The 26,315-nt window shown below is 72.2% G+C and carries 24 protein-coding genes, 1 tRNA gene and 1 pseudogene; 17 read left to right on the top strand and 9 right to left on the bottom strand.

Annotated features, from left to right (window positions below; translation table 11 throughout):
- Positions 1 to 6: 6 nt before the first annotated feature.
- Positions 7 to 1,689 carry a thiamine pyrophosphate-binding protein gene (locus tag AQI95_RS23115; RefSeq protein ID WP_067126835.1) on the bottom strand — a complete coding sequence of 561 codons (1,683 nt, stop codon included), beginning with the start codon at positions 1,687 to 1,689 and terminating at the stop codon, positions 7 to 9.
- Positions 1,690 to 1,963: 274 nt separating this feature from the next.
- On the opposite strand from AQI95_RS23115, the gene sucC reads away from it, so the two are divergent.
- The 4 genes from sucC to AQI95_RS23095 all read left to right on the top strand — a co-directional run bounded on the left by sucC (position 1,964) and on the right by AQI95_RS23095 (position 5,985).
- Positions 1,964 to 3,094: an ADP-forming succinate--CoA ligase subunit beta gene (sucC, locus tag AQI95_RS23110; RefSeq protein ID WP_067126832.1), complete on the top strand. Its 1,131-nt coding sequence runs from the start codon at positions 1,964 to 1,966 to the stop codon at positions 3,092 to 3,094.
- An 11-nt stretch (positions 3,095 to 3,105) separates the two neighbouring features.
- A complete protein-coding gene (gene sucD, locus AQI95_RS23105; protein ID WP_067126830.1) occupies positions 3,106 to 3,987 on the top strand; it encodes a succinate--CoA ligase subunit alpha in 882 nt (293 codons plus the stop codon).
- Positions 3,988 to 4,139: 152 nt separating this feature from the next.
- The gene (locus tag AQI95_RS23100) at positions 4,140 to 5,720 is read left to right on the top strand and encodes an aldehyde dehydrogenase family protein (RefSeq protein ID WP_067126827.1); all 1,581 of its coding nucleotides are present in this window, start codon (positions 4,140 to 4,142) and stop codon (positions 5,718 to 5,720) included.
- A gap of 177 nt (positions 5,721 to 5,897) precedes the next feature.
- Positions 5,898 to 5,985 (top strand) — tRNA-Leu (locus AQI95_RS23095).
- Between the two features lie 95 nt (positions 5,986 to 6,080).
- On the opposite strand, the gene AQI95_RS23090 is transcribed toward AQI95_RS23095, so the two are convergent.
- The gene (locus tag AQI95_RS23090) at positions 6,081 to 7,010 is read right to left on the bottom strand and encodes an alpha/beta hydrolase (RefSeq protein ID WP_067126824.1); all 930 of its coding nucleotides are present in this window, start codon (positions 7,008 to 7,010) and stop codon (positions 6,081 to 6,083) included.
- A gap of 110 nt (positions 7,011 to 7,120) precedes the next feature.
- Here AQI95_RS23090 and AQI95_RS23085 point away from each other — a divergent pair, with 110 nt between their 5' ends.
- Positions 7,121 to 7,567 (top strand): MarR family winged helix-turn-helix transcriptional regulator, encoded by a 447-nt coding sequence (locus tag AQI95_RS23085; protein ID WP_067126821.1) that lies wholly within the window; start codon positions 7,121 to 7,123, stop codon positions 7,565 to 7,567.
- Between the two features lie 65 nt (positions 7,568 to 7,632).
- On the opposite strand, the gene AQI95_RS23080 is transcribed toward AQI95_RS23085, so the two are convergent.
- Complete coding sequence (locus AQI95_RS23080; protein ID WP_244188819.1) at positions 7,633 to 10,401, bottom strand: ATP-binding protein; 2,769 nt, start codon at positions 10,399 to 10,401, stop codon at positions 7,633 to 7,635.
- Between the two features lie 205 nt (positions 10,402 to 10,606).
- Between AQI95_RS23080 and AQI95_RS23075 the strand changes: the two genes are divergently transcribed.
- The 7 genes from AQI95_RS23075 to AQI95_RS23050 all read left to right on the top strand — a co-directional run bounded on the left by AQI95_RS23075 (position 10,607) and on the right by AQI95_RS23050 (position 18,260).
- The gene (locus AQI95_RS23075) at positions 10,607 to 13,687 is read left to right on the top strand and encodes a helix-turn-helix transcriptional regulator (protein WP_067126818.1); all 3,081 of its coding nucleotides are present in this window, start codon (positions 10,607 to 10,609) and stop codon (positions 13,685 to 13,687) included.
- Positions 13,688 to 13,756: 69 nt separating this feature from the next.
- On the top strand, positions 13,757 to 14,743 hold the full coding sequence (locus AQI95_RS23070; RefSeq protein ID WP_067126815.1) for an alpha/beta hydrolase: 987 nt from the start codon (positions 13,757 to 13,759) through the stop codon (positions 14,741 to 14,743).
- 73 nt (positions 14,744 to 14,816) lie between these two features.
- Entirely contained in the window at positions 14,817 to 15,881 is a 1,065-nt protein-coding gene (locus tag AQI95_RS23065; protein ID WP_167361957.1) for a helix-turn-helix domain-containing protein, read from the top strand.
- Positions 15,875 to 16,846 (top strand): helix-turn-helix domain-containing protein, encoded by a 972-nt coding sequence (locus AQI95_RS23060; RefSeq protein WP_244188818.1) that lies wholly within the window; start codon positions 15,875 to 15,877, stop codon positions 16,844 to 16,846. The genes AQI95_RS23065 and AQI95_RS23060 overlap by 7 nt, the downstream gene beginning before the upstream one ends.
- Before the next feature lie 114 nt (positions 16,847 to 16,960).
- A complete protein-coding gene (locus tag AQI95_RS23055) occupies positions 16,961 to 17,887 on the top strand; it encodes a glyoxalase (RefSeq protein WP_067126809.1) in 927 nt (308 codons plus the stop codon).
- Positions 17,884 to 18,006 carry a hypothetical protein gene (locus tag AQI95_RS49865; protein ID WP_279617018.1) on the top strand — a complete coding sequence of 41 codons (123 nt, stop codon included), beginning with the start codon at positions 17,884 to 17,886 and terminating at the stop codon, positions 18,004 to 18,006. The genes AQI95_RS23055 and AQI95_RS49865 overlap by 4 nt, the downstream gene beginning before the upstream one ends.
- A 23-nt stretch (positions 18,007 to 18,029) precedes the next feature.
- On the top strand, positions 18,030 to 18,260 hold the full coding sequence (locus AQI95_RS23050; RefSeq protein WP_067126806.1) for a hypothetical protein: 231 nt from the start codon (positions 18,030 to 18,032) through the stop codon (positions 18,258 to 18,260).
- Here AQI95_RS23050 and AQI95_RS49095 read toward each other — a convergent pair.
- Complete coding sequence (locus AQI95_RS49095) at positions 18,257 to 18,430, bottom strand: hypothetical protein (protein WP_244188832.1); 174 nt, start codon at positions 18,428 to 18,430, stop codon at positions 18,257 to 18,259. The two genes, AQI95_RS23050 and AQI95_RS49095, sit on opposite strands and share 4 nt — an antisense overlap.
- Positions 18,348 to 18,602 carry an alpha/beta fold hydrolase gene (locus AQI95_RS45065; RefSeq protein WP_279617022.1) on the bottom strand — a complete coding sequence of 85 codons (255 nt, stop codon included), beginning with the start codon at positions 18,600 to 18,602 and terminating at the stop codon, positions 18,348 to 18,350. The genes AQI95_RS49095 and AQI95_RS45065 overlap by 83 nt, the downstream gene beginning before the upstream one ends.
- A 216-nt stretch (positions 18,603 to 18,818) precedes the next feature.
- On the opposite strand from AQI95_RS45065, the pseudogene AQI95_RS23045 reads away from it, so the two are divergent.
- The 5 genes and pseudogenes from AQI95_RS23045 to AQI95_RS23025 all read left to right on the top strand — a co-directional run.
- Positions 18,819 to 19,072: pseudogene (locus AQI95_RS23045) on the top strand (FAD-binding protein); the annotation flags it as partial.
- 145 nt (positions 19,073 to 19,217) lie between these two features.
- Positions 19,218 to 20,210, top strand: a complete 993-nt coding sequence (locus AQI95_RS23040; RefSeq protein WP_067126800.1) for a hypothetical protein — start codon at positions 19,218 to 19,220, stop codon at positions 20,208 to 20,210.
- The gene (locus AQI95_RS23035) at positions 20,203 to 20,700 is read left to right on the top strand and encodes a MaoC family dehydratase (RefSeq protein WP_067126797.1); all 498 of its coding nucleotides are present in this window, start codon (positions 20,203 to 20,205) and stop codon (positions 20,698 to 20,700) included. The genes AQI95_RS23040 and AQI95_RS23035 overlap by 8 nt, the downstream gene beginning before the upstream one ends.
- 64 nt (positions 20,701 to 20,764) lie before the next feature.
- Positions 20,765 to 21,487: an alpha/beta fold hydrolase gene (locus AQI95_RS23030; protein WP_067126794.1), complete on the top strand. Its 723-nt coding sequence runs from the start codon at positions 20,765 to 20,767 to the stop codon at positions 21,485 to 21,487.
- Between the two features lie 44 nt (positions 21,488 to 21,531).
- Positions 21,532 to 22,443, top strand: coding sequence for an alpha/beta fold hydrolase (locus AQI95_RS23025; RefSeq protein ID WP_079071410.1), 912 nt, complete (start codon positions 21,532 to 21,534; stop codon positions 22,441 to 22,443).
- A gap of 21 nt (positions 22,444 to 22,464) precedes the next feature.
- Here AQI95_RS23025 and AQI95_RS23020 read toward each other — a convergent pair whose 3' ends face one another.
- From AQI95_RS23020 to AQI95_RS23005, 4 genes are read right to left on the bottom strand one after another with little or no spacing between them, the layout of a single operon-like run.
- A complete protein-coding gene (locus AQI95_RS23020; RefSeq protein ID WP_067126791.1) occupies positions 22,465 to 23,280 on the bottom strand; it encodes a carbohydrate ABC transporter permease in 816 nt (271 codons plus the stop codon).
- A gap of 16 nt (positions 23,281 to 23,296) precedes the next feature.
- On the bottom strand, positions 23,297 to 24,196 hold the full coding sequence (locus AQI95_RS23015; protein WP_067126788.1) for a carbohydrate ABC transporter permease: 900 nt from the start codon (positions 24,194 to 24,196) through the stop codon (positions 23,297 to 23,299).
- On the bottom strand, positions 24,168 to 25,418 hold the full coding sequence (locus AQI95_RS23010; protein ID WP_167361956.1) for a sugar ABC transporter substrate-binding protein: 1,251 nt from the start codon (positions 25,416 to 25,418) through the stop codon (positions 24,168 to 24,170). Before AQI95_RS23010 ends, AQI95_RS23015 begins: the two co-directional genes overlap by 29 nt.
- A 48-nt stretch (positions 25,419 to 25,466) precedes the next feature.
- Positions 25,467 to 26,237 (bottom strand): alpha/beta fold hydrolase, encoded by a 771-nt coding sequence (locus AQI95_RS23005; protein WP_067127484.1) that lies wholly within the window; start codon positions 26,235 to 26,237, stop codon positions 25,467 to 25,469.
- Positions 26,238 to 26,315: the final 78 nt, after the last annotated feature.

The following is a 26,315-nucleotide window of genomic DNA, read 5'->3' as shown; positions in this document are numbered from 1 at the left end:
CGCTCCTCACTTGTACATGGTCTGGTTCATGGTTCCGGGGGCGTAGGCGTCCGGGTCGACCCAGACGTTGATCAGCGACGGCTTGCCCGACTCCCGGGCCCGGCGCAGCGCGGGGCCGATGTCGGCGGGGTCGCGGACCTCCTCGCCGTGACCGCCCAGCATCCGGGCGAACTTGTCGTACGCCACGTCGCCGAGGGTGTTGCCGACCCGCTCGCGCTCCTTGCCGTACTTGGCGGCCTGGCCGTAACGGATCTGGTTCATGGAGGAGTTGTTGCCGACGATCCCGACGAAGGGCAGGTCGTAGCGGACGAGGGTCTCGAAGTCCCAGCCGGTCAGGGAGAACGCGCCGTCGCCGAAGAGGGCGACGACCTCCTTGTCGGGGCGGGCCTGCTTGGCGGCGAGCACGAAGGGGACGCCGACGCCGAGGGTGCCCAGCGGGCCGGGGTCCATCCAGTGGCCGGGCGACTTGGGCTGCACCACCTGCCCGGAGAAGGTGACGATGTCGCCGCCGTCACCGATGTAGATCGAGTCCTCGGTGAGGAAGTCGTTGATCTCGCTGACCAGCCGGTACGGATGGATGGGGGAGGCGTCCGACCTCAGCTGCGGCAGCCGCTTCTCCAGCGCGCTCTGCTCGGCGGCGCGCAGCTCGTCCAGCCACTCCTTGCGCTTGGAGGCACCGCCGTCGACCCGTCCGGAGGCCGCCTCGGCGACGGACGTCAGGACGAGCCCCGCGTCGCCGACGATACCGAGGTCGATGTCCCGGTTCTTGCCGACGGTGCGGTAGTCGAGGTCGATCTGGACGACCGTGGCATCGGGGGAGAGACGCTTGCCGTAGCCCATGCGGAAGTCGAAGGGCGTGCCGACGATCACGATCACGTCGGCGTTCGAGAAGGCGTAGCGGCGCGAGAGCTGGAAGTGGTGCGGGTCGCCCGGCGGGAGCGTGCCACGCCCCGCACCGTTCATGTAGGCCGGGATGTTGAGAGCGCGCACCAGCTCGATGGCGGGCTCGGTGCCCCGGGTCGTCCACACCTGGCTGCCGAGCAGGATCGCCGGCTTCTCGGCGTGGACCAGCAGGTCGGCGAGGCGCTCGATCGCCTCGGGGTCGCCGGCCGAGCGGGTCGAGGCCCGGTAGGCGCCGGCCCTCGGCACCCGCGCCCTGTCCGCGGGCACCTTCGCGTCCAGGACGTCGCGGGGGATCTCCAGGAAGGAGGGGCCGGGCGCGCCGTGGTAGCACTCGCGGAACGCCATCGACACCATGTCCGCGGCGCGGGCGGTGTCCGGCACCGTCGCCGCGAACTTGGTGATCGGCGCCATCATGTCGACGTGCGGCAGGTCCTGCAGGGACCCCATCTTGTGCTGGGTGAGCGCGCCCTGGCCACCGATCAGCAGCATCGGGGACTCCGCCCGGAAGGCGTTGGCGACCCCGGTGACGGCGTCGGTCGTTCCGGGGCCGGCGGTGACCACCGCACAGCCCGGCCTGCCGGTGATCCGGGCGTAGCCGTCGGCTGCGTGCGCGGCGACCTGCTCGTGGCGGACGTCGACGACTTCTATGCCCTCGTCGACGCAACCGTCGTAGATGTCGATGATGTGGCCACCGCACAACGTGTAGATGCGGTCGACCCCCTCGGCCTTCAGTGCCTTGGCAACGAGATGACCACCGGAGATCACGTCCTGGGTGTCGTCGGGCATGGCGAAGTCCTGTCCCTTTCGTAGGGGTTGGGCGGCTCGCGGTTGTCCTGTATGCGCACTTCGGCATGGTGTATGCGGTAGATTGCATACAGTCGACGAATACTGTATGAAGCTTGTTATCCCGCATCCAAGTGGGTGGTGTCCAGGGGGCGTACGTACTTTTCGGTCACCGAAATCCGGCCGCTCTCCGTCACGGAGGCCGGGCCGGCGGTGACTCACCGACATATGCGCAGGCGTCGCGCCATCGCGCCGACCCGGCAGACAGGAGCCGCACATGGACCTGTACGAACACCAGGCACGGCAGCTGTTCGAGGAGCACGGCATCCCCGTGCCGCGGGCCGAGGTCACCGACTCGCCCCAGGAAGCCCGCGGGATCGCCCGCCGGCTGGGCGGCCGTGCGGTCGTCAAGGCCCAGGTGAAGACGGGCGGGCGCGGCAAGGCGGGCGGAGTCAGGTTCGCCGCCGACCCGGCCGCCGCCGAGCTGACGGCACGCCAGATGCTGGGCACGGACATCAAGGGCCACCGGGTCGGCACCGTGATGCTCGCCGAACCGGTCGACGTCGCCGAGGAGTTCTACGTCTCCTACGTCCTCGACCGCACCGCGGGCGGCTTCCTCGCCATCGCCTCCGCACAGGGCGGCATGGAGATCGAGGACGTGGCCGCGACCCGGCCCGAGGCGGTGGCCCGGATCCCCGTCGACCGGGCCGAGGGCGTCACCTCCGCCACGGCGCAGGAGATCGCGGCCACGGCCGGGCTGCCGCCCCAGACCGTCGACGTCCTGATGCGGCTTTGGCAGGTCCTGGTCCGCGAGGACGCCCTGCTCGTCGAGGTCAACCCGTTGGTGCGCACCGGCCAGGGGCAGATCCTCGCCCTCGACGGCAAGGTCACCCTGGACGACAACGCCCGCTTCCGGCAGGCCCGCCTGGGCGAGCACGGCGAGCGGCACCAGGACCCGCTGGAGGCGGCCGCCGCCGAACGCGGCCTCACCTACGTCCGGCTCGACGGCGAGGTCGGCGTCATCGGCAACGGCGCGGGACTGGTCATGTCCACCCTGGACGTCGTCGCCGGCTGCGGCGCCCGACCCGCCAACTTCCTGGACATCGGCGGCGGGGCCTCCGCACAGGTGATGGCCGACGGACTGTCGGTGATCCTCTCCGACCCGGCCGTGAAGTCCGTCCTCGTCAACGTCTTCGGCGGCATCACCGCCTGCGACGCGGTCGCCGAGGGGATCGTGTCGGCCGTGGACACCGTCCGGCTCACCAAGCCGCTCGTCGTCCGGCTCGACGGCAACAACGCCGCACGCGGACGCGCCATCCTCGGCGAGCGCGCCCATCCGCTCGTCGAGCACGCCACCACCATGGACGGCGCCGCCCGCCGGGCCGCCGAACTCGCCCACACCGCCTGAGGAGCCGGGACATGGCCATCCACCTCACCAAGGAGAGCAAGGTCCTCGTCCAGGGCATGACCGGGGGCCAGGGCATGAGGCACACCCGGCGCATGCTCGCGGCCGGCACGAACGTCGTCGGCGGGGTCAACCCGCGCAAGGCCGGGCAGAACGTCGACTTCGGCGGGCGGGGCGTGCCCGTCTTCGGATCGGTCGCCGACGGCATACGGTCGACCGGAGCCGACGTCACCGTCGTCTTCGTCCCGCCCCCCTTCGCCAAGGACGCCGTCGTCGAGGCCGCCGACGCCGGGATCCCCCTCGCCGTCGTCATCACCGAGGGCATACCGGTCCACGACACGGTCGCCCTCACCTCGTACGCCGCACGGCGCGGCACCCGTGTCATCGGCCCCAACTGCCCCGGCCTGATCACCCCCGGCCAGTCCAACGCGGGCATCATCCCCGCCGACATCACCAAGCCCGGCCCCATCGGCCTGGTGTCCAAGTCGGGCACGCTGACGTACCAACTCATGTACGAACTCCGCGACATCGGCTTCTCCACCTGCGTCGGCATCGGCGGCGACCCGGTGGTCGGTACCAGCCACATCGACTGCCTGGCCGCGTTCCAGGACGACCCCGACACCGAACTCATCGTCCTGATCGGGGAGATCGGCGGCGACGCGGAGGAACGGGCCGCCGCCCACATCCGCGACCACGTCACCAAGCCGGTCGTCGGCTACATCGCCGGGTTCACCGCTCCCGAGGGCCGCACCATGGGCCACGCCGGCGCGATCGTCTCCGGCACGGCCGGCACCGCCCGCGCCAAGCAGGAGGCCCTGGAAGCGGCCGAAGTCCGAGTCGGCCGCACGCCGTCCGAGACGGCCGCCCTGGTGCTGAGGACTCTCCGAGCCGACTGACACGGGAACGCCGCCTCACGACCACGTGGGCCGCAAGCCGCCCCCTCTTCCACCCCCTGCCTCACCCCACCCACCCCCCCACCCCCCCACCCATCCCCCCACCTCACGCACCTCACCCCGCCCCGACCGTGCACCGAGAGCGGAGCCGACGCATGCCATCCACCCTCACCCCGAACCCGCCGCCCCCGCACCCCCCGACTCCCGTGCTGCTCAAACCGGGCACGGCCTACGCCGACGCCTGGCAGCGCTGCCTCGACGCCGCGCCCGAGGCCTTCCGGGACGACCACGCGCTCAACCTCTGGGGTGCCGCGTGGCAGTCCGGCGGACGCACCCTCCCGGCGAGCACCCCGGTCGACGGCAGCCCGATCGCCGGCGCGCCACGCCTCGACGGCGCCACCGCCCAGCGGGCCGTGCGCGCCGCGCTCGACCAGCACCGCGCCTGGCGGCACATCCCGCTGCCCGAACGGCGCTCGCGGATCGCCGCCGCCCTGGACGCGCTCACCGCGCACCGCGACCTGCTCGCCCTGCTGCTCGTCTGGGAGATCGGCAAGCCCTGGCGGCTCGCCGCGGCGGACGTGGACCGGGCGATCGACGGAGTGCGCTGGTACGTCGACGGCATCGAGCCCATGCTGGCCGGCCGGACCCCGCTGGACGGCCCCGTCTCCAACATCGCCAGCTGGAACTACCCCATGAGCGTGCTCGTGCACGCCGCCCTGGTGCAGGCCCTGGCGGGCAACGCGGTGATCGCCAAGACCCCGACCGACGGCGGGGTGGCCTGCCTCACCCTCGCCATGGCGCTGGCCGCCCGCGAGGGGGTGCCCGTCACCCTGGTCGGCGGCAGCGGCCGGGAGCTGAACCAGCCCCTGGTGCGGGCGCCGGAGATCGGCTGCGTCTCCTTCGTCGGCGGCCGCGACACCGGTGCCGACGTCGCCACCGCCGTCGGCGGCCTCGGCAGACGGCACATCCTGGAACAGGAGGGGCTCAACACCTGGGGCATCTGGAACTTCTCCGACTGGGAGCGGCTCGGCGCCGTGATCCCCAAGCTGTTCGACTACGGCAAACAGCGCTGCACCGCCTACCCGCGCTTCGTCGTCCAGCGGTCGCTGTTCGACGCGTTCCTGGACACCTACCTGCCCGCGGTCCGCTCCGTCCGCGTGGGCCATCCCCTCGCGGTGGCGGACCCCGCCGACCCGCTCCCCGAGCTGGACTTCGGCCCCCTGATCAACGCGGCCAAGGCCAAGGAACTCACCGACCAGGTGACCGAGGCCGTCGACCGGGGCGCCGTACCGCTGTACCGCGGCCGTCCGGACGGCACGCGCTTCCTGCCGGGCCAGGACACCTCCGCCTACGTCCACCCGGTCACGCTCCTCAACCCACCGCCCTCCTCCCCCCTTCACCACGCGGAGCCCTTCGGCCCCGTCGACACGATCGTCCTGGTCGACACCGAGGCCGAGCTGCTGGCTGCCATGAACGCGTCCAACGGAGCGCTGGTCGCGACGCTCGCCACGGACGACCAGGCCACCTACGACCGGCTCGCCCCGCAGATCCGCGCCTTCAAGACCGGGCACGGAGTCCCCCGCTCCCGCGGCGACCGCGCCGAGCTGTTCGGCGGCTTCGGCGCCTCCTGGCGCGGGGCCTTCGTCGGCGGCGACCTTCTGGTGCGCGCGGTCACCCAGGGGCCGGCGGGCGAGCGACTGCCCGGTAACTTCCCGGAGTACCAGCTCATGCCTTGATCATCACGACGCGTACGGCATCGCTCGCGCTCTGTGCACGGTCACCGATCCCGGCGGCCCGGCTCCCCCCGGGCCGCCGCCCATCGCCCCGATACGCAGGTGAAACGCACTCCGAAACCTTGGTATTGTTGTCCACGTCGCCGCGGGGAACACCCCCGGCCGGGCGACAGACACCTGGTCCGGGTGGCGGAATGGCAGACGCGCTAGCTTGAGGTGCTAGTGCCCTTTATCGGGCGTGGGGGTTCAAGTCCCCCCTCGGACACCAGCTAACCAGCTAAGACCCCTGTTGATCAGGGGTTTTCTGCTTTTCTGGGCTGTGGCGTGACCGGCCGTGCGAAATGGAGGCCGCCGGGGTCGGTGTCAGTGGACCGGTTCGAGAGGGGCGGCGCCCGGGCGCCCGGCGCTCAGGTGGGCGGTGAGGAAGCGGGCGGCGCGGTCGAGTGCGGCGTCCGCCTCGTCGAGGCGGCCGTAGTGGTGCTGGAAGACGTGGGGGAGGCCGGGGCCGACTTCGAGCGTGACCTCGACGCCGTCGGCGCCCGCGCGGCCGGCCAGCCGGACCGCGTCGTCGAGGAGCACCTCGTTCGACCCGACCTGCACGAGGAGTGGCGGCAGTCCGGCGAGGTCGGCGAACACCGGGCTGGCCAGAGGATGTGCCCGGTCGCCCGCGCCGACGTAGAGATCGGCGTAGGCGCGCACGTCGGCCTCGGTGAAAATGGGGTCGGCGCCCTCCTTGGAGCGGATGCTTCCTCCGGCGAGGGTGAGGTCGGCCCAGGGGGAGAAGACGACCACGGCGGCCGGTTGCGGCAGCCCGGCCTCCCGGGCGGCGAGCAGCGTGGCGATGCTCAATCCGCCACCGGCGGAGTCACCGGCCATGACGAGGTCCCGCGGGTCGGTGCCCGACGCCAGCAGCTCGCGGTAGGCCGCGAGCCCGTCGTCGACCGCCGCGGGGAAAGGGTGCTCGGGCGCCAGCCGGTAGTCCACCGACGTCGCGTGCAGCCCGGCGCGGCGGGCCAGTTCACCGACCAGCCCTGCGTGGGTGTCCGGTGAGCCGATGACGTAGCCGCCGCCGTGCAGGTAGAGCAGTCGGCCGCGGGCGGAGGCTTCGGCCGGCTCCAGTTCCAGGGTCGGCCGCCCGCCCAGCACGGTCCTGCGGGTGACCACGCCCTCCGGCGCGGGGCGGGTGACGGCCGCGGCGAAACCGCTGCGCTGCTCCTCGGGAGTGGGCCGGGTCTCGGGGCGAGGGGCGGAACGAAGTGTCGCGTCCAGGGCGTCGCGCTGCTCTCGGGACATGTGGGGCCTCCATGGGTCGGGGTGCGAGGATGGATTCCTGGGAATCCACCTGCCTGGCTCCAACCGGATTCCAAGGAAGATGATTCCCAGGAATCTACTGGAAGGCCAATGTGAGTCACATCACCCCGATCTTCATCGATCTGGTCCGCGTCGAGACCCGGCTCTACAACGCGGTGAGCGCCAGGTTGCGTGCCGAGCAAGGGCTGGGGCTGGGGCAGTTCGAACTTTTGGAGATCATCGACCGCGTGCCGGGGTGCCGCGTGCTCGACATCGTCGGCGAACTTGCGATCACCGTGGGGGCCGTCAGCAAGGCGGTCGACCGGCTGGTGGCTGCGGGCTGGTGCCTGCGGGTCGCGCACCCCGAGGACCGCCGCTCGTCCGTCCTGCGCCTCACGCCCCCGGGTGAGGAGCGGTTGTCCGCTTCCCGCCCCATCGTCGAAAGCGAGCTGACCTCACTGACCGCGGCGGTTCCCCCCGACGACCTGGCCCGCATCGCCTCGACCCTGGCCACCCTTCGCGCAACCCTGGAAGCGGGCTCCCACGGCCGGCCGGGATGAGGGGACACGACCCGCGAAGGGCACCCGCCCACTGGGGCTGCCGCCCCCGTTCGCCCGGCTTTCCGTCACTGCGGTGGGTCCTGCGGCAGGGTGTCGCGGAGTTGAGCCCGGGTGTGGATGCCCAGCTTGGGGAAGATCTTGTGCAGGTGGTAGCCGACGGTGCGAGGGGAGAGGTACAAGCGGGCCCCGATGTCGCGGTTGGTCAAGCCCTGCGCGGCCAGCTCGGCGATCTGCCTTTCCCGTACGGTGAGTTCGCCCGGCGCACTCGCTGCCGTCGCAGCGGGGGCTCCCGCGGCGCGCAGTTCCGACGCGGCGCGATCGGTCCAGGGCCGGGCGTCGAGCCGCTGGAAGCACTCCAGCGCCGCGTTCAGGTGCGGGCGTGCCTCGGCGCTGCGGTGGCGCCGGCGCAGCCACTCGCCGAAGTCGAGCCGGGTGAGTGCCTTCTCGAAGGGCCAGCAGTCGGTGGTGGAGTCGGCCAGTGCGGCACGGAAGTGGTCCTCGGCCCGCTCGACCCCGCCCAGCAGGGCGGCGGCTCGGTGGAGCACGGCGGACAGCCGGGGTGACCTGTCGGGACCCAGGCCGTGCTCGACGGCCTCCACCACCGTGCGCGCGTCGTCCGTCCGTCCGGCGCGGACCGCCGCGGCGGCCAGGTCGCCCAGGTGGTAGACGGAGGCGTGGTAGTGGACGGGAGCGGGGCGGAAGTCGCGGGTGAACGTCGCGCGCAGCTGCTCGTAGGCATCGGCGTGGTCCCCGGCGACGAACGCGGCCATTCCCGCCGCGTACCGGTGTCGGACCTGGAGGTTCAGGGACCGGCGCAGGTCCACGCCCCGTACGGCTTCCATCGCCTGCGCCCGCGCGGTCGCGTGGTCTCCGCGCAGTGCGAGCAGGGTGGCCTGGAGGAGGCAGGAGCCCAGGGTCACGTTGTCGGCTCCCGCCTCGGTCGCCGTCCAGAACGCCTCGTCCGCCGCGTCCTGGGCAGCCGTCCACGAACCGCTCTCGAACAGGGCGAGGGCGAGCGTCTGCGTGACGCTCGCGTTCATGCCCGCGCTGCCCGCGCGGCGTATGACGTCCATGGTCTGCCCGAGAAGGCGGACGGCCTGCTCGGTCTCGTCCAGGATCCAGGTCGTGGCGCCCAGCGCCGTCAGGTCCGCCAAGGACTCCGGCGCCATGGCGGCCAGCGCGTCCTTCGACAGCCCGAGGAGCTGGGACCGTCGGCGGTGCGGGTCGACGGCCGCCCGGGACCAGGCGAGGGCGGCGGGATCACCGGTTTCGTCGATCAGGGCGCCGATCCGCCGCAGTTCGGACCGGTGGAACGCCGACCCGGAGTGGTACACGGACGTCGCGGCGGTGCTCAGGGTGCTCAGCGCCAGGTCCGGTGCCGAGGTGGCGGTGGCTTCGGCGACGCCGAACAGGAGCGTCAGTGCCTCCTCGTGACGGAGTGTCATGCCCAGTGCCCACCCGCCAAGAAGGGACGCCTCCGCCCGCAGCCGCGCGTCCTCGGTCAGATCGCCCACCCGGCCGCTGATCTCGCCCACCCACTGCGGATGGCCGGCGAACATCGCGGCCTGAGCGGCCATCAGCAGGCGCCGGGCGCGCAGTTGCGGCGCCGGCGTCAGCTCAGCGGCGCGTTCCAGTGCCGCCGCGGCCGCCGCGTACCCGCCCCGGGCCCGGGCGCGCTCGGCACTCTCGGCCAGCGCGTCGGCGATCTCCGCGTCCTGGCCCGTCGCCGCGGCGGCCAGGTGCCAGGCGCGGCGGTCCGGTTCCCCGGCGAGAGCGGAGGCCAGGGCGAGATGGGCTTGCCGGCGCTCGGCGAAGGAGGCCGCGTGGAGGATGGCCGAGCGGACCAGCGGGTGGCGGAGCAGCACCTGGCCGTCCTCGATCCGCACCAGTGCGACGCGCTCCGCGGGGACCAGAGCCTGTACGACGTCCGATGACGGGGCGGCGCGCAGCAGGTCGGCCAGGTGTCCGGTGCCGGCCGCGGCGACCAGGACGAGTGCCTCGCGCGTGGACTCGGGCAGTCCGGTCAGCTCGGCGGCGAACAGGTTCTCCAGGCGGGCGGTGAGCGGCAGCGCGGCACCGCCGCCCTGGTCCGTGCCGGTACGCCCCCGGGCCAGGGCGCGGGTCAGCTCGATCAGGGCCAGCGGATTGCCGGCGGCCTCTTGCAGGATCCGGGTGCGGGCCCGGCCGCGAGGCGGACTCGGCAGGGCGTCGAGCAGCAGCCCCGCCGCCGCCCGGCGCAGCGGGCCGATGGCCACCTGCGGGAAGTCCCGGTCGAATCGGGCGGGCACCGAATCCTCGCGGGCGGCGAGCAGCAGCACCACCGGCTTGCCCTCCAAGCGACGGGCGAGGAAGCCCAGCACGTCCACCGAGCCGAGGTCCAGCCACTGCGCGTCGTCCACCAGCAGGAGCAGCGGCCGCTGTGCGGCGGCGTCGCCTATCAGGGCCAACACGCTGACGCACAGCGACAACTGCTCCAGAGCCGACTCGTCCGGCGCGGCCGACAGACCGAAGGCCCGGTCGAGGGCCTCGCGTTGCGGGGCGGGCAGCGCGTCGCCGGGAAGCAGCGGATGCAGGAGCTGATGGACGCCCGAGAGCCCGAGTCCGGCCTCGCCCTCGCTGCCCCGTACGCGCAGCACCCGCAGCGCGCGGGCCCGGCCCTGCTCGGCCGTCCAGTCGACGAGGGTGCTCTTGCCCGCCCCCGGCTCCCCGGTCAGCACCAGCACCTGCGGGCCGGTGCCGTCCACCGCCCCGAGCAGCTCCTCGATGCGGGCCAGTTCGGCGGCCCTGCCCAGGATGCCCGGATCGGCGGGGTAGCCGGGACCCACGTGCACCACGGTCGTACTCCTCCAGCCGATGATCACGACCCGGTCATCCTGTCAGCCGGGCTTGCCGTGCGTCGTCCCGACGTCGGGTCCGGACCGGATACGGCGGACGACCGGTCATGTGACAGAAGCATCGTCGCCCCTTATCCACGATGATGAACCCGGCCAGGAAACAGGCCCACAGCCGTGGGCAGCCGAGCAGGCCCGGAGTACGTGTATGACGGTCCACCCATCCCCATCGGCGGCCGGCGAGGAAGCCGCCCGCCGGTCCCGCCGTACCGCGCCGTCGCGTCCGCTCGGCCGCGACGGCGAGATCGAGCGGATCCTGCGGTGCGTGGCCCGGCAGCCCGGCGGGTGCCAGGCGCTGCTGCTCCTCGGGGAGGAGGGGATCGGCCGTACGACCTTGCTCCACCACGCCCGTGAGCTGGCGGCCGGCGACGGCACGCTCGTACTGTCGGCGCAGGGCTGGGCCGCGGACGGTCGGCACGCCCGTGCCTGTCTGCAGCAGCTGCTGGTGCCGGTCCTGGGCGAGTTGCCCGGCCTGTCCGCCGTACACGGACAGGTGTTGAGCGCCGCCCTGAACCCTGCCTCCCACGACGAGGGGCCGGACGACGGACAGGTGCAGTCCGCCCTGCTGGCGCTGTTGGACCGGCTCGCCGCATCCCGGCCGGTACTGGTGTGCGTGGACGACATCCACGCCTGCGACCGTGCCTTCCTCGACGCCCTCTGCGCGGGCATCCGGTTCCTGACCAGCCGCCCGGTCCGGCTTCTGCTCACCGCGCGCGGCGACGCGCCCCCGCCCGGCCTGCCTCCCGGCGTCGAGACCCTGCACCTGGGCCCGCTGAACGCCCCCTCGGCCGCGGCGCTGCTGGACCTGCAGCCGACGGCGCCCAGCGGCCGGCGCCGGCTGGAGATCCTGGAGGAGGCCGAAGGAAACCCCTTGGCGCTGGTGGAACTGAGCCGCCGTGTGCCCTCGCCCTCCCGAGCGGCGGGCGCCGACGGCGCGCCGCCGCGACGCCCGCTGACGGCACACGCGTTCGCGGCACGGCTCGACGCGCTGCCCCCCGAGACGGGACGGGCCCTGCTGTACGCCGCGGCCGCGGGGCCGGGGGAGAGCGTCGCCGCCCTCATGGCCGCCCTGGACACCGACGACCTCGCGGTGTGGGCCCCGGCGGAGGCGGCCGGTCTGGTCTCGCTGATGGAGGACCGGCTGGTCTTCCGGCATCCGCTGGCACGGTCGGCCGCGTTCTCACGGCACATGGCGGGCGAGCGGCAGCAGGCCCATCTGGACCTCGCCGAGGCCGTCGCGCGGCCGGAGAGCAGAGCCCGGCACCTGGCCGACGCCACGTTGCGGACCGACGAGTCCGTGGCCGCCGTACTGGAGGACTCCGCGTGGCGGCACGGGGACGCCGTGGGCACGGCGCGGGCCCTGGAGCAGGCTGCCCGGCTCAGCCCGCAGCAGCGGGAACGCGCACGCCGGCTGGCCGAAGCCGTGGTGGCGGCGCATGCGGTGGGGGATCCCGGCTGGGTCAGGGACCTGTACGGCCGCTTCGTCCGGGACTCGGGGGATCCGGCACTCGACTGCGCGGCGGCCGGCGCCCTCGCCTCCATGCTGTCTCTGGAGTTCGCCCAGCGGGAGGCCTTCGACCTGCTAGTCGACGCCTCGAAGCACTTTCCGGCGGTCGGCCGGGCCGCCGCGCTCGCGTTGACGGCGGTGGCGGCGGGCATCGCCGTCCAGTCCGGTCTGCCGGAACACCGGACCGCCCTGTCCGCTCTGCTCGACCGAGCCCGCGAGGCCGACGATGGCCTGGAAGCCGACGATGGCCTGGAGGCCGATGGGGGGCTGGGGGCTGATGGGGGTCGAGAGGCCGACGGTGCTCAGGGGACCGACGGGTCTCAAGGGGCTGCCGGTGCTCAAGAGGCCGACGAATCTCAAGAGGCCGACGGTGTTCAGGGGGCCGACGGTGCTCGAGAGAGCGACGGTGCTCGGGAGAGCGACGGTGTCCGGCAGGCCGATGGCGTCGACCGGTTCCGGTCCCGGTCCCAGGTCCGGGCCGGAGCCCGGGGTTCGGTGGACGGGCCGTTGGGGCGTCTGGGCCGGGTGGACATCCAGCAGGCGCTGGACGCGCTGGTCACCTCGGTGGTCCGGCCGCAGGCCGCGACAGGATCGCCGGCGGGCCTCGGTCGTCCGCACGGTGCGCCGCTGAACGGCCTGGACACGTCGGCCTGCCGGATGGCGGTCCTCTCGTCGGCCTATCTCACCGACGAGGCGGACGTGAGTCTGGGGCAGTTCCGCGAGACCGACGCCCAGCTGCGCACCGCTCGTGCCTTCGGCATCCGCGGCTGGACGGTTCTCGCCCTCGCGGACACCCTCGTGAGCATCGGATGGTTCACCGAGGCCGAGGCCTTGATCGAGGAGGCCGCCGCCGAGGCCGCGGTGCTGCGCCTGCCGCGCCTGCGGGCGGACCTTCAGGCGCAGACCCTGGCCCTGCAGGCGCTGCGCGGGACCGTCCCGCCCGAGCCCTGGCTCACCCCCTCGGTCTGGCGCGCCGTCTGCCTGGACGAGAACCGGGCCACCCACGCGCGCCTGCTGCGCGCCCGGGGACTCGCCTCCATCGCGCTCGGCGACTGGGACGGCGCCTGGCGGCACCTGCGCGAGCTGTTCACCGCCGACGGATCGCCCTCGCACCCCGTCCTGTCGCCCCGGGGCATCGCCGAACTCGCGGTCGCGGCCCAACGCACCGGCCGCGCGGCCGAGGCCGTTCCGATCCTGGCGCGCGTCCGGGCGGAGCAGGGAGACCGCCCGAGCACCAGGATGACGCTGCTCCTGCACCATGCCACCGCGCTGGTCGATCCGGACGAGGACGCCGAGCAGCACTTCCATCTCGCCCTGGTCAACCATGAGGCGGACCGGTGGCCGTGGGAACGCGCCCACGTCCGCCTCAACTACGGCATCTGGCTGCGTCGCTGCCGCCGCACACGCGAGGCGCGCCAGCAGCTGACCAGCGCGGGGGAGACCGCCGAACGCCTCGGCGCGGGCGCCCTCGCGGCGGCCGCCGCCCGCGAACTGCGTGCCAGTGGTGCGGCGCCCACCCCCGACACCTCGGGCCTGCTGGAACAATTGACGGCACAGCAGCGGCAGATCGTACTGCTGGCCGCGCGCGGCCTTTCGAATCGTGAGATCGGTGAACAACTCTTCCTCTCGCCGCGTACGGTGGGCTCCCACCTGTACAACGTCTACCCGAAGCTCGGCGTCAGCCGGCGCCAGCAACTACGTGACCTCCTCCAGGACAGATGAGGCGGGGACCGACCGGTTCCGTGCGGACCCGCCGGCGAGCGGCGCGGCCCATGCAGAGGAGGGTGCGTGATGCCGGCAGCCCCCGGGGGCCGGCGGGGCGGTGACTTCCGCGCGGCGCTGGTCCTCGACCCCGTGGTGCAACGGCTCGTCACCGCGTCCGCCGCACCCCCGTCCCTCGACGATCTCGGCCCCGAGACGGCACGGCAGGCACTCAGGGAGACCCAGGTGGACCGGTTCGAGGACTTCGACGTGGACGCGGTCTACCGCGTGGCATCGGTCGGCCCGTCCGGGCTCGTCGGGTTCTGGACCGTCCGCCCGGCCGGTGCGACCGGCCCGCTCCCCACCCTCCTGTACCTGCACGGCGGCCGATGGACGCTCGGCGACGCGCAGACGCATGCCCGCCTCATCAGCGAGCTGGTCAAGGGCGCGGGAGTGTGCGCCGTCGTCCCCGAGTACAGCCGCACCCCCGAGGCCCGCTACCCCGTGGCGCTGGAGGAGTGCTACGCGCTGCTGGCCTGGGCCGTCTCCCGGGCCGACGAACTCGGCCTGGACGCACACCGATTGGCCGTGGCGGGCGACTGCGCCGGAGCCACGCTGGCCGCGGCCGTGACCATGCTGGCGAAGAACCGGGGCGGGCCGCGCCTTCGCGCGCAGCTGCTCTACTACCCGCTCACCGACTCCCGCTGCGACAGCCCCTCACAACGGGAGTTCGCCACCGGATACCTGCTCACCCGCCGGGCGCTGCGCGCGTACTGGGCGCGCTATGTCATGGACCCGGCCCAGCGGGACGAGCCCACCGCTTCCCCGCTGCGGGCGGGCAGGGAGGACCTGGTGGGGCTGCCGCCGACGCTGATCGTCACCGCCGAGGCCGATGTGGCACGGGACGAGGGCGAGCAGTTCGCCCGGAATCTGTGCGCGGCCGACGTCGAGGCGTCCGCCGTGCGGTTCCTCGGCACGATCCACGACTTCGTGGCACTGCACACCCTGCACGACAGCGCGCCCACTCGGGCAGCTCTCGTGACCGGTTGCGCCTTCCTGCGTGACCGAATGACCTGACGGGCGCGGTACGGGCCGGTGACCAGTCGACCGACTGATGCGCGGCTCACCGCGGCGACAGCATGCTCGCGGCATGTCAACCGTGATCGGCTCCCTCGAGGAGAAACGTCCGTGGACGGGCTCCTCCGGGAGGCCGCGAGCCCAGGTGCTGAGCACCCGCTCGGTTCCGCCGTGCGAGAGCCTGGACTTCTGGCACGACGCCGTGCTCGCGACCCTGGTCGGGATGGACATCGCCACCGACGGCCGTACCTATGACGCGGCCTTGCGCACCGATCACCTCGGTGACCTGGGGATCATCACGGTGGAGTGCGACCCGGGCCGCGTCCACCGGTCACCGCGCTTCATCGCCCGCGGCGACGGGCGGGACGTCTTCGTGGCGCTGCAGAGCACCGGCCGGGCCCAGGTCGAACAGGACGGCCGCACCACCGAGCTGCGGGCCGGCGACATCGGGATCTTCGAGACCGTCCGGCCCTTTCGCACCGCCTTCCCCGAACCCTTCCGGTTGAAGATCTTCGCGGTCCCGCGGAACCTGCTCGGGCGCTCCGAGGCCGAGCTGTGGCAGCTCACCGCGCGGGCCGTGCGCCCGAACGGCGGTCTGACCGCCCTGCTCACGCCGTTGCTGGAACGGCTGGCGGACACATCCGAGGCCTATGCGACACCGGTGGCCGAGCGACTGGCCGAGGGCGTCATCGACCTGATGGCGGCCACGGCGGTGCACCAACTGGGCGAGGACCCGGCCGCGCTGCCGGGCGCCGACCGCGTCCTGCTGCTGCGGATCAAGACCTTCGTCCGCTGGCACCTGGCGGACTCCGACCTGACTCCCCGGGCCGTCGCCGACGCCCACGGCATCTCCGTCCGCTATCTGCACCGGCTGTTCGAGGCCGAGAACACCACCGTGTGCCAGTGGATCCGCGAGCTGCGCCTGCAGGAGTGCCGCAGGGAACTCGCCGGACGGGAACCGGGATCCGCCAGCCTGGGCCAGGTCGCGCGGCGCTGGGGTTTCAGCAGCCCCGCTCGGTTCAGCCGGGCCTTTCGCACCTCCTTCGGCCTGTCGCCCACCGACTGGCTCGACCGGGAGCGTACGAGCCGAGTGACGAGCCGAGTGACGAGCCGAGCGACGGGAGACGCGCTGTGCTGACCGGATCGCTGACCACCCCCGGCCAAGGGGTGACCTTCTCCACCCGGAGCCTTGCTCCGCGGGATCGTGTCGCCGCCTGGGAACGCGCGTTGTCACAGGTCTTCGTGGGTCTGCAGGTCGCCGTGGAGGGCGGTCGGCCATGGGCGGGCGAGCTGACCGCCGAGCGCCTCGGCGCACTCCAGATCGCCACCGAGGAGTTCGGCCCGGGAACGATCCTGCGCAGCGCCCGCTCGGTGGCCGCCGACCCCAGCACCCACATCCTGGTGCGTCTGCAACTGGAGGGCACCGCACTGCTGTTGCAGGACGGCCGCACCGCCGAACTGCGGCCCGGCCAGCTGGCGTTCCACGACGCGCGGCGCCCGTACCGGATCGTGCTGCCCCACCGGCAGCGGGCTCGGGTCCTGATGCTGCCGCGTGCCCTGCTCCGGCTGGAGGAAGGGCAGTTGTCCGCCGTGACGGCGACCGTGGTGGACGACACCGGGGAGGGAGCGGCGGCCCTGATGCTGCCGCTGCTGCGCGGGCTCGTCGACGAGGTCATCCGGGTGGACACCGTCCGACGCGACGACCTCGCGCGCATCGCGGCGGAGATCCTGGCCACCTTGGCCCTGGAGCAGGTCAGCAGCCGGCCGGCGCCGGCGCTGTGGGAGCGGATCACGGCATCCGTCCAGGCCCGGCTGCAGGATCCCGGACTCGCCCCCCAGGACATCGCCGACCAGCACGGCATCTCGCTGCGCTACCTGCATCGGCTCTTCCAGCTCCAGGGCACCACCGTCAACGCCTGGGTGCGCACCCGGCGGCTGGAGGCGGCACGGGAGGAACTGGCCCAGTCCGGCGCGGCCCACCGGTCGATCGCGGCGGTGGCCGCACGCTGGGGATTCACCAACCCCTCGCACTTCAGCCGGACGTTCCGCGAGACGTACGGGATGTCGCCGGTGCAGTGGCGCGGGTCGAACCCGGGGACCTGAGGTCCCGCCCGGCACTGTGCCCGGAAAGGCAAGACCCGGGGCGCTGTCAGCATGATCGCCCCCACGCCCGGTGCCTAGCTTCGATGTGTACGGCTCCGGCGGAGAGGAACGGAAATGAAGCGCAGAGCGATGGCGTGGGTGCTGCCCGCCGTCATGGTGGCACTGAGCGTGGTGGGATCCGGGGCGCCGTCCTCGGCTCAGGACGAGACGGCCGCCGCGCCGGCCTCGACCACGGCGGTGGGTCCCCAGTACGACACCACGCACGTCTACGTCACCCCCGGCAAGGTGGACGCGTTCGTCGCCAGCTGGGTCGCGACCTTCGGCGGAACCCACACGGCCAAGGTCGTCACGACCGTCACACCGACGCCCAGCACGACCGAGTCGGAACTGGTGATGTCGCCCGTCGGCACCCTGTCCGTCTTCGACTTCAAGACACCCGCCCCGTACCCGTTCGGCGCCGAACGGACGGGCTGGCTCATGAGCGACTTCGACAAGGGCGTCCGACTGGCCCGGCAGAGCGGGGCGCAACTGGTCGTCGCGCCGTTCGACGACCCCATCGGGCGGGACGCGATCGTCCAGTTCCCGGGCGGTGTCAACGCCCAGCTGTACTGGCACACCACGGCACCGTCGTACAAGCCCCTGGACACCGTGCCGGACAACCGCGTCTATCTGACGCCCGACTCGGCGGACCGCTTCCTCGGCTCCTACCTGCGGTTCACCGGGGGCCGTGTCGTCTCCGACCGCCGGGCGGCGGACGGTGGCGACATCGGGCTGCCCGGCGAGACCTATCGCCGTATCGCCGTCCGCTCCCCGTTCGGCAACACGGTCGTCAGTGTCACCGACGGTCATCTCCCCTACCCGTTCGGGCGGGAGACCACCGGCTACGCGGTGAAGGACCTCGCCATGACCCTGCGGAAGGCCGAGGCGGCGGGCGCGAAGGTGCTGTGGGGTCCGTACGCCGCCCGGGGCCGCTCCGACGCCATGGTGCAGTTCCCCGGTGGTTACGTGGCAGAACTGCACCAGAACAGCGAGTACAGGTGACCGGCGAGGCGATGGGGGACGACGTCCACCAGCCGAGCGGGCCGGAGGTCCAGGACGACGCCGGCGCGTCGGCGGAAGAGGCCGCGATGCATGTCATTCCCGATTCCGATACCTACTGATATCTTGAAAGGAGGAGCATCGCATGAACGCCGAAGAGCAGAATTCCGCCGACCGTCACCCGCATATCCGGAACATCGTGGAAAGGGTGACCGAGCACCATCGCCGCGTTCGGGCCGAGCGTGAGGAGTCCTCGTTCGAGAACGCGATCGACGGGGCGGCGTTCGACCTGGCCACCGATATCGCGCACCCCACGGCCGGCCCGGCCGAATTCGGCTACGACGTCGACACGGATCTCGGTGTGGACCCGCGTTAGTGTTCCGGCTCAGCCGTTCCAGTCGTAGGCCTCAGCATGCCGGGGTCGTACGACCAGCTCCGGTAGAAGTGGGTGAGCCGGACCTCCTCACGGCCGGCGATCAACGCCTCCGGAAGGTCGGGCACGCCGAGGGAGGTGAAGAACCAGTACCCCTGCCGGGCGAGGCGCACGTCGTAGGTCGTGGCCGATCAGCGCGACGCGCCGATGGCCGAGGCGGTCCATCAGCGCGATGACGTCCCGGGCCATGGTCCGCTTGTCGTATCCCCGGGCGGGCTTCTCCGTGTCCCCGTGGCCGCGCAGATCCGGCGCGATCACGGTGAACCGCTCGGCGAGCACCGGCATCTGCTTCCGCCAGCCGTACCAAGTCTCGAATTTCCTGGCGTTCATTGAGTCACGGAAAACCTATCGACTCCGCCCGGGCTGCTTTTCCGAGAACGCACCGAATGTGTTCCCGCAGTGCACGGGTCTCCGCCGGACATTTCTTGTGTGCATAAACTCCCGTGACGGTCGGCCGATGCCGCACGCCGACGTCCTTCCTGAATTGCGACGGAGATTCCCATGGCACTGCTCGATCCGGAACCGGGAACGCTGCGACCGCGTACCACCGGTGGCCCGGCCGGCGACCGGGTGCCGGACGACCGGGCGTCCGGAACGCCCGAGACCCTGCGGAAGGATCTCGTCCGTCTGCTGGGGGAGCGCAAGGTGCTGCACTCGGCCCCGGCACGACCGTGGGACGCGTCAATGCCACGCTGGCCCGGCACGGCCGTCTGATGGGCCCCGACCCGGCGAGTTCCAGCGCGTGCACCGTCGGGTCGTCGCCGACAACGCTGATCAGCTCCGTCGAGGGCATCGGCGAACTGCGCCAGCGCTTCACCGGCTGAGCACACACATCGAGTCCTCGCACACACGGGGTCCTGACACACATCGAGTCCTCATCTCGGAAAGGAACACACCTCCATGCCCGGAACCAGACGATGGTCGCGGACCGGCCTGCTGGCCACCGCCGTTGCGGCCGCCCTCAGCGTCACCGGCACGGCCGGCGCCGCCTCCGGCCCGGTGTCGGACGCACACTTCGTCGCGCACCTGGACATCACCGAGGCGCAGCGGCCGGAGAACATAGCCCTGGAGCCCGGCGGCGGCGCGGACGTCACCTTCGCCTACGCCCGGCAGGTCGCCCGCATCACCCCCGACGGCCGGGCGCACGTCCTCGCGACCCTGCCCGCGCCCCCGGCCGGGTCCGTCACCCCGGCCCTGACCTCGCCGTTCCTCGGCGGCATCGTCCGTACCCACGACGGGACGCTGTACTTCCTGTACGCCACGGGCACCAGCGACCTGACCGGTGTGTGGCGCCTGCGTCCCGGGGGCACGGCGCAGCGCATCGCCGCACTTCCGGCGGACGGCCTGCCCAACGGCCTGGCGCTCGACCGGCACAGCAACCAGCTGTACGTCGCCGACTCGGTGCTCGGCACCGTCTGGCGGGTGCCGGTCGCGGGCGGCACGCCCACCCGGTGGGCCGCCGCCCCCGAGCTGCGGCCCGCCGGATTCCTGGGGGCCAACGGCATCAAGACCCACAACGGTGCGGCCTGGGTGTCCAACCTGGACAAGGGCACCGTGCTGCGCATCCCCCTCACGTGCCACGGCGGCGCCGGGCCCGTCGAGACCCGGGCCACCGGACTGGTCGACATCGACGACATCGACTTCACCGGCGCCGGCGACTCCCTGCTCGCGGCGATCAACAAGGACAACGAGGTCGCCCTGGTCAGGCCCGACGGCAGCCACAGCATCGTGCTGACCGCCGCCGACGGGCTGGAGAACCCGACGTCGCTCGCCGTACGCGGCGGCACCGCCTACATCGCCAGCGGTGCCTACTTCACGAACACCGACCCCAACGTCCTCGCGGTCCGTGTCGAGCACGGCAACCAGCGGAAGAGAGAGCTGACCGATGAGTGAGCGGACAACGGCGGGCTCCGCCGACTTCGACCCCGACGACTTCCTCGTCGTACCGGCCCGGACCTTCGAGGACCTGCGCGTCGGCGAGGTCTTCCGGGCCCCCAGCCGGACCCTGACCGACGCCCATGCCGCCGCGTTCCAGACGGTCTCCGCGGACAACCACCCGGTCCACTACGACGCCGAGTGGGCCCGCAAGCGCGGCCACCCCGCGCCCGTGGTGCACGGTCTTCAGGTGCTGGCCTTCACCGCGCCCGGGGCCACGCTGTTCCCGCACTTCATCGGCGAGGTGTTCATCAGCTTCCTCGAACTGTCCTGCACCTTCCTGGCGGAGGTGCACTCCGGGGACACCCTGTACCCCGCCCTCACCGTCACCGCGCTGGAGCCCCAGGGCGACAACGGCATCGTCGTCACGGCCGCCACCATCCACAACCAGCGCGGCGAACTCGTGCTCTCGGGCCGGCACAAGTACCTGCTGCGCCGCACGGCCTGAATCCCCGTATCCGGCATCCCCGTACCCGGCATACCCGCATCCGTCATCCCCGGAAGGAACGTCCATGACCACGTCCACACCCACCGTCGTCCTGGTGCACGGCGCTTTCGCCGACGCCTCCAGCTTCGCGCGCGTCGTCCCCGAGCTGCTGGCCGACGGAATCCAGGTGCTCGCCCCGGCCGTCCCCAACCGCAGTCTCCTCGGTGACGCCGCCTACATCGCCTCGATCGTCCGCCGGATCCCCGGTCCGGTCGTCCTCGTGGGGCACTCCTACGGCGGCGCCGTCATCACCGTCGCCGGTGCCGAGGACAACGTCCAGGCCCTGGTCTACCTGGCCGGATACGCGCTGGAGGAGGGGGAGAGCCTGGGCGAGCTGCAGGGCCGGTTCCCCGACTCCGACCTGGCCTCGGCGCTCGTCTTCACGCCCTTCCCGGTCGAGGGTTCGGACGAGCCCGGCACCGATGTGACGGTCGACATCGACAAGTTCCCCGCCATCTTCGCCGCCGACGTGGACCCCGACCTCGCCAGGACGCTCGCCGTCTCCCAGCGGCCCCTGGCCGGTGCGGCCTTCGCCGAGGCCGCCCCGGTCGCGGCGTGGAAGACCAAGCCGTCCTGGGGTCTGGTCTCGTCCTCGGACCACACCATCAACCCGGACGTCGAGCGCTTCGGCTACGAGCGGGCCGGCATGACCACCGTCGAGGTCGACTCCTCGCACCTCGTCATGCTCGCGCACCCCAAGGAGGTCGCGGACCTGATCCGCGAAGCCGTCCGGAGCGTCGGCGCCTGACCCGCAACCACCCTGCCGATCCACGCACTTCACAGGAGAGATCCATGAGATCCCTGCCTCGCCCGAGAACGAGACGGGCGCGCGCCCTCGCCGCGTCCTGCGTCGTGGCCGCCGCCGCCACGGTGTTCGCCGCCACCTCGCAGGTGACCGCCGCACCGGCGACCACGGCGACCACGGCGACCACGGCGACCACGGCGAGCGCCGAGACGGACGGCGGCGCGAAGCCCACCATCGTGCTGGTGCACGGCGCCTGGGCGGACGCATCGAGCTGGAACGCCGTCATCGCCCGCCTGCAGCACGCCGGTTACACCGTCTACGCCCCGCCGAACCCGCTGCGCGGGGTCTCCTACGACGCCCAGACCCTGGCCTCGTTCGTCGCGACCCTCCCCGGCCCGGTGGTCCTGGTCGGCCACTCCTACGGCGGCATGGTCATCACCGACGCGGCCGCGAAGAGCGCCAACGTGAAGGCGCTCGTGTACGACGACGCGTACATCCCCGACGAGGGCGAGACCGTGTTCCAGATCAACGCGGCTCGGCCCGGCTCGTGCGTCACGGCCGAACCGTCGACGTTCCTGAACCTGGTTCCCTACCCCAAAGGACCGTCCGGCGACGTCGACGCCTACCTCAAGTGGGCCCCGAACGGCGCCTACAAGGGTTTCCAGGACTGCTTCGCCAATGGCGTGCCCGCCGCCCAGGCGCGGCTCCTCGCGGCGGGGCAGCGGCCCTTCGCGGTCAGCGCCGGTTCGGAGCCCTCCGGTGCGCCCGCGTGGAAGTCCCTGCCCTCCTGGGCCGTCGTCGGCACCCAGGACCACGTCATCCCCCCGGCCGAACAGCGGGCGATGGCCGAGCGCGCGCACGCGCACATGACCGAGGTGCCGGCAGGCCATCTGTCCCTGGTCACGCGCCCCGACGTGGTCACCCGCGTGATAACCGAGGCGGCCGAAGCGGTCCGCTGACCGGCGCTCCCGACCGTGCCCCTATCTCACTGCTCCGCTGGTGATCCCGGCGGCGATGCGGCGCTGAGCGAGGACGAGCAGCACCGCCGCCGGGACACAGGCCAGCACAGCGGTGGCCATGACGGCGTTCCACCGGTTCGTGTGGGCGCCCAGGTACTGGTAGATGCCGAGCGTCACCGGCCTGACGGTGTCCGTGGTGTTCAGGGTGAGGGCGAAGAGGAAGTCGCTCCAGGCGAAGAGGAAGGTGAAGACTCCGGCGGTGATCAGAGCGTTGGTGCTCAGCGGGAGCACCACGGAGCGGAAGACGCGCAGCCTTCCGGCGCCGTCGACCCGCGCCGCCTCGATGATCTCCCTGGGGACGGCCCGCATGAACGCGTGCAGGACGAGGATCGCGAAGGGCACCCCGGCGGTCGAGTCGGCGAGGATCAGCCCGGTGTAGGAGTTCAGGAGCCCCAGGTCGTCGTAGGCGCCGTAGAGCGCGTTCGCCACGACGATGCCCGGCACCGCCTGGGTGACCAGGACACCGAAGAGCACGAAGGTGCCTCCCCGGAGGCGGAAGTGGGCGAGGGCATGGGCCGCGGGGGCCGCGAGCGCGAGGCTCAGCACCGTACTGCCGAGCGCCACGACGAGGCTCGTGACAAGACCGCGCCCTTGGTCGCGCAGCGCGGTGGCGTAGCCGCTGAGGTCCGGGTGGACGGGGAACCAGCCGGCCCGCAGGACGTTGCCCGCCGGCTGCAGGGAGGCGTTCACCATCCAGTACACCGGGAACAGCATCAGCGCGAGCAGGACGATCCCGGCGAGCGTGGACGGCCAGCCCCGTGCGGGTGCGCGCTTCACGGGAGTCCGCCTCCCTTCAGGCGTTCAGGGCGCGGCGGTTGGCGCGCAGGTGGACGAGGGCGAAGGCGAGCGAGAGCAGGACGAGGATGTTGCCGAGGGCGGCGCCGCGCCCGAACTCGAACTGCTGGAAGGACAGTTCGTACGACCGGGTGGCGAGGGTCTGCGTGGCGTCGGCCGGACCCCCGCCCGTCACGACGAGGATGATGTCCAGCACCTTGGCCGTGTAGACCACGCCCAGCACCAGCACGACGCCGGTCACGGGCCGCAGCAGCGGCCAGGTGATGTGGCGGAACGACGCGAGTCGGCCGGCCCCGTCCAGCCGCGCCGCCTCGTACAGGTGGGCCGGGATGTCCTGGAGTCCGCCGTACAGGATCGTGGCGTTGAAGGGGATGCCCACCCACACGTTGACGAGGATCACCGACACGAGCGCCTGCGACGTGCCGGTCAGCCAGGGGACGCCGGTCGACACCAGGTGCAGGTCGCGCAGCGCGCGGTTCACGACTCCCGTGTCGGTGTCCAGCATCCACCGCCAGGTCGTCCCGGAGGCGACGAGCGGCAGCAGCCAGGGCAGCAGCAGGAGCGAGCGCAGCACGCCGCCGAGCGGGAACCGGCGGTGGAAGAACAGGGCGAGGGCCAGCCCGAGCACGAACTGCCCCGCGAGCGAACCGGCGGTGAACAGGGCCGTGGTCAGCAGGAGCTTCGGGAACTGGTCCGACGACACGATGTCCGCGTAGTTCCGCAGCCCCGCGAACGGCGCGGCACCGGTGTAGAACGTCGTGGCCGTGTACCGCTGGAAGCTCATCGCGATGTTCCTCGCGATCGGGTAGCCGAAGAACAGCAGCAGGTAGCCCAGGGCGGGAACGAGGAACCCCCACCGGGCGATCCGGTCAGGAAGCCGTCGCGATCCGCTGCGCATGCCCGAGTGCTTCCCGAGGTGTCTGCTCGCCCGTCAGCGCGGCCTGGACGGCCGTGTAGATGCCGGTCGCCGCCTTGGGCCAGCTGACGCCGAGTTCGCCGGTACGGGCGCGGGCCCGCTCGACGCTCCCGACGAAGGCCGCCATCGAGGGGACCTGCTCGGCATAGCGGGACGCCACCGCCGGACGGGAGGGCACCGTGAAGTTCTGCCTCGCCAGGGCGAGCATGTGCGCGGAGTCGTTCAGACAGGCGAGGACCCGGGCCGCCTTCGCCTGCCGGGCCTTCGAAGCGTTCTGCGGGACCGTCCACACCTCACCGCCGAGCGGCGTGACCAGGGTCTGCCCCGACCGGCGGACCGGGATGGGGGCCACGCCCCAGTGCAGGTCCTTGAGTTTGTTCATCTCGGATGTCCGCCAGGGCCCGTTGACCATCATGGCCGTCCGCCCGGCGACGAACTGGTCGTGCACGTCGGCCTGTGTCCAGTTCAGCACCGACCTGGACATGGATCCGCTCCTGACCAGGTCGACCCAGAGCTGGAGCGCCTGAGCGGCCTGCGGGGTGTCCAGGTGCCTCTCGTCCCCGCCGTTGGACCACAGGAAGGGCAGGAACTGCCAGGTGCCCTCGAAGGTGGCGTTCGCGTCCACCGCCATGCCGTAGCGCCCCGGGCGGGTCAGCCTGGCCGCGGCCGCCTTCAGCTCCTCCCAGGTCCGCGGCACGGCGACACCGGCCCGGGACAGCATGTCCTTGTTGTAGAAGAGCGCGATCGTGCTGACCGTGGGCGCCAGTCCGTACACCTTGCCCCGGTAGGTGCCCGCCGACAGGATGCCCTTCGCGAACCCGCCGGAGCCGATGCCGTACCGGTCCAGCGGGGTCAGCGCGCCGGTCTGCGCGATCTGCTGCAGATCGGGGTTGTCCAGCATCAACAGGTCGGGAAGGGTCCGCGACGACGCCTGTCGCAGCACCTTCGGGACGAGCGAGGCCCCCGGGACGCTGCGGTGCTCGACCGTGACGCCGGCGCCCTTGCCGCAGGCGTCGAGCCGCTCGCTCCACTGGGCGTGCTCGGACGCGTCGGTGTAGTAGTCGAGAGCGGTGATGGAGGTGACCTCGCCCGAGGCCGAATCGGCCCCCGGGCCGCCCGCGCACCCGGAGGCCGACAGGACGAGGGCTACGGCTGCGAGGAGGGTGGATATGCGCCGCGCCGACGGTCCGGCCGCTTGGATCATGGTGATGCCTTCCGAGTACTGGGCGGGGATGCTATCTCATGTGCCTGCTCAGAAGGGGTGTCGAGGCCCGCGGCGGGAGCCGGGCCCGATGCTCGTCCACGCGGCCTCACGGATCAACGCCGCCACGGCGTCGGGTCGCGAGAGCGGCACGGCGTGCGAACTGTCCACCAAGCGGGTGTGGGCCGCCATGCGCAGCGCCATGAACCGCTGGGCGGTGGGGTCGACCACGCGGTCGGCGGTGGCGACGGCGTACCAGGACGGTTTGGCCGCCCAGGCGGGCGGGCCCGATCTGCCGGTCAACGCGCACCGGGCGATCGGGCGTTGTGTCACGGAGAGCACACTGGTGAGGTGTGGTGACAGGTCGGCTGCATACACGTGGAGAAAGCGTTCCCTGCGGATGTACAACTCGCTGTCCGCGTCCGCGGGAAACGGCGTGGGCACGGCGGCGCCGAAGAGCGCGTCCGCGGCCGGTGCGGGGGAGAAGCGGCTCGTGATGTCCAGGAGGCACTCTCCGGCGTCGAGGCCGAACGCGGCGACGTAACACAGGGCGACGACGTTGTCGGCGTCGGTGGCCGCATCGGTGATGACCGCGCCGCCGTAGCCGTGGCCGACCAGCACGACCGGGACGTCGATCCGGCGCAGCACGCTCCTGAGGCAGGCGGCGTCGTACGCCAGGCCGCGCAGCGGGTTCGCCGGGGCGCGCACCGTCAGTCCGTCGGCGTGCAGGAGCCCGATGACCCCGGCCCAGGACGAGGCGTCGGCGAACGCCCCGTGCACGAGTACGACGGCCGGCGGTAAGGGGGTGGCGGGTCCATGCATGTCGACGGCCTCCGACAAGGTGGGCTTCCCAGCCAATCCCATCCCGTCCGCCCCGGCATCGCGTGAACGTACCAACCG

The organism is Streptomyces yokosukanensis, assembly GCF_001514035.1.
In the GTDB taxonomy this organism is placed as follows: domain Bacteria; phylum Actinomycetota; class Actinomycetes; order Streptomycetales; family Streptomycetaceae; genus Streptomyces; species Streptomyces yokosukanensis.
This window is presented reverse-complemented; position numbering and strand designations above follow the sequence as displayed.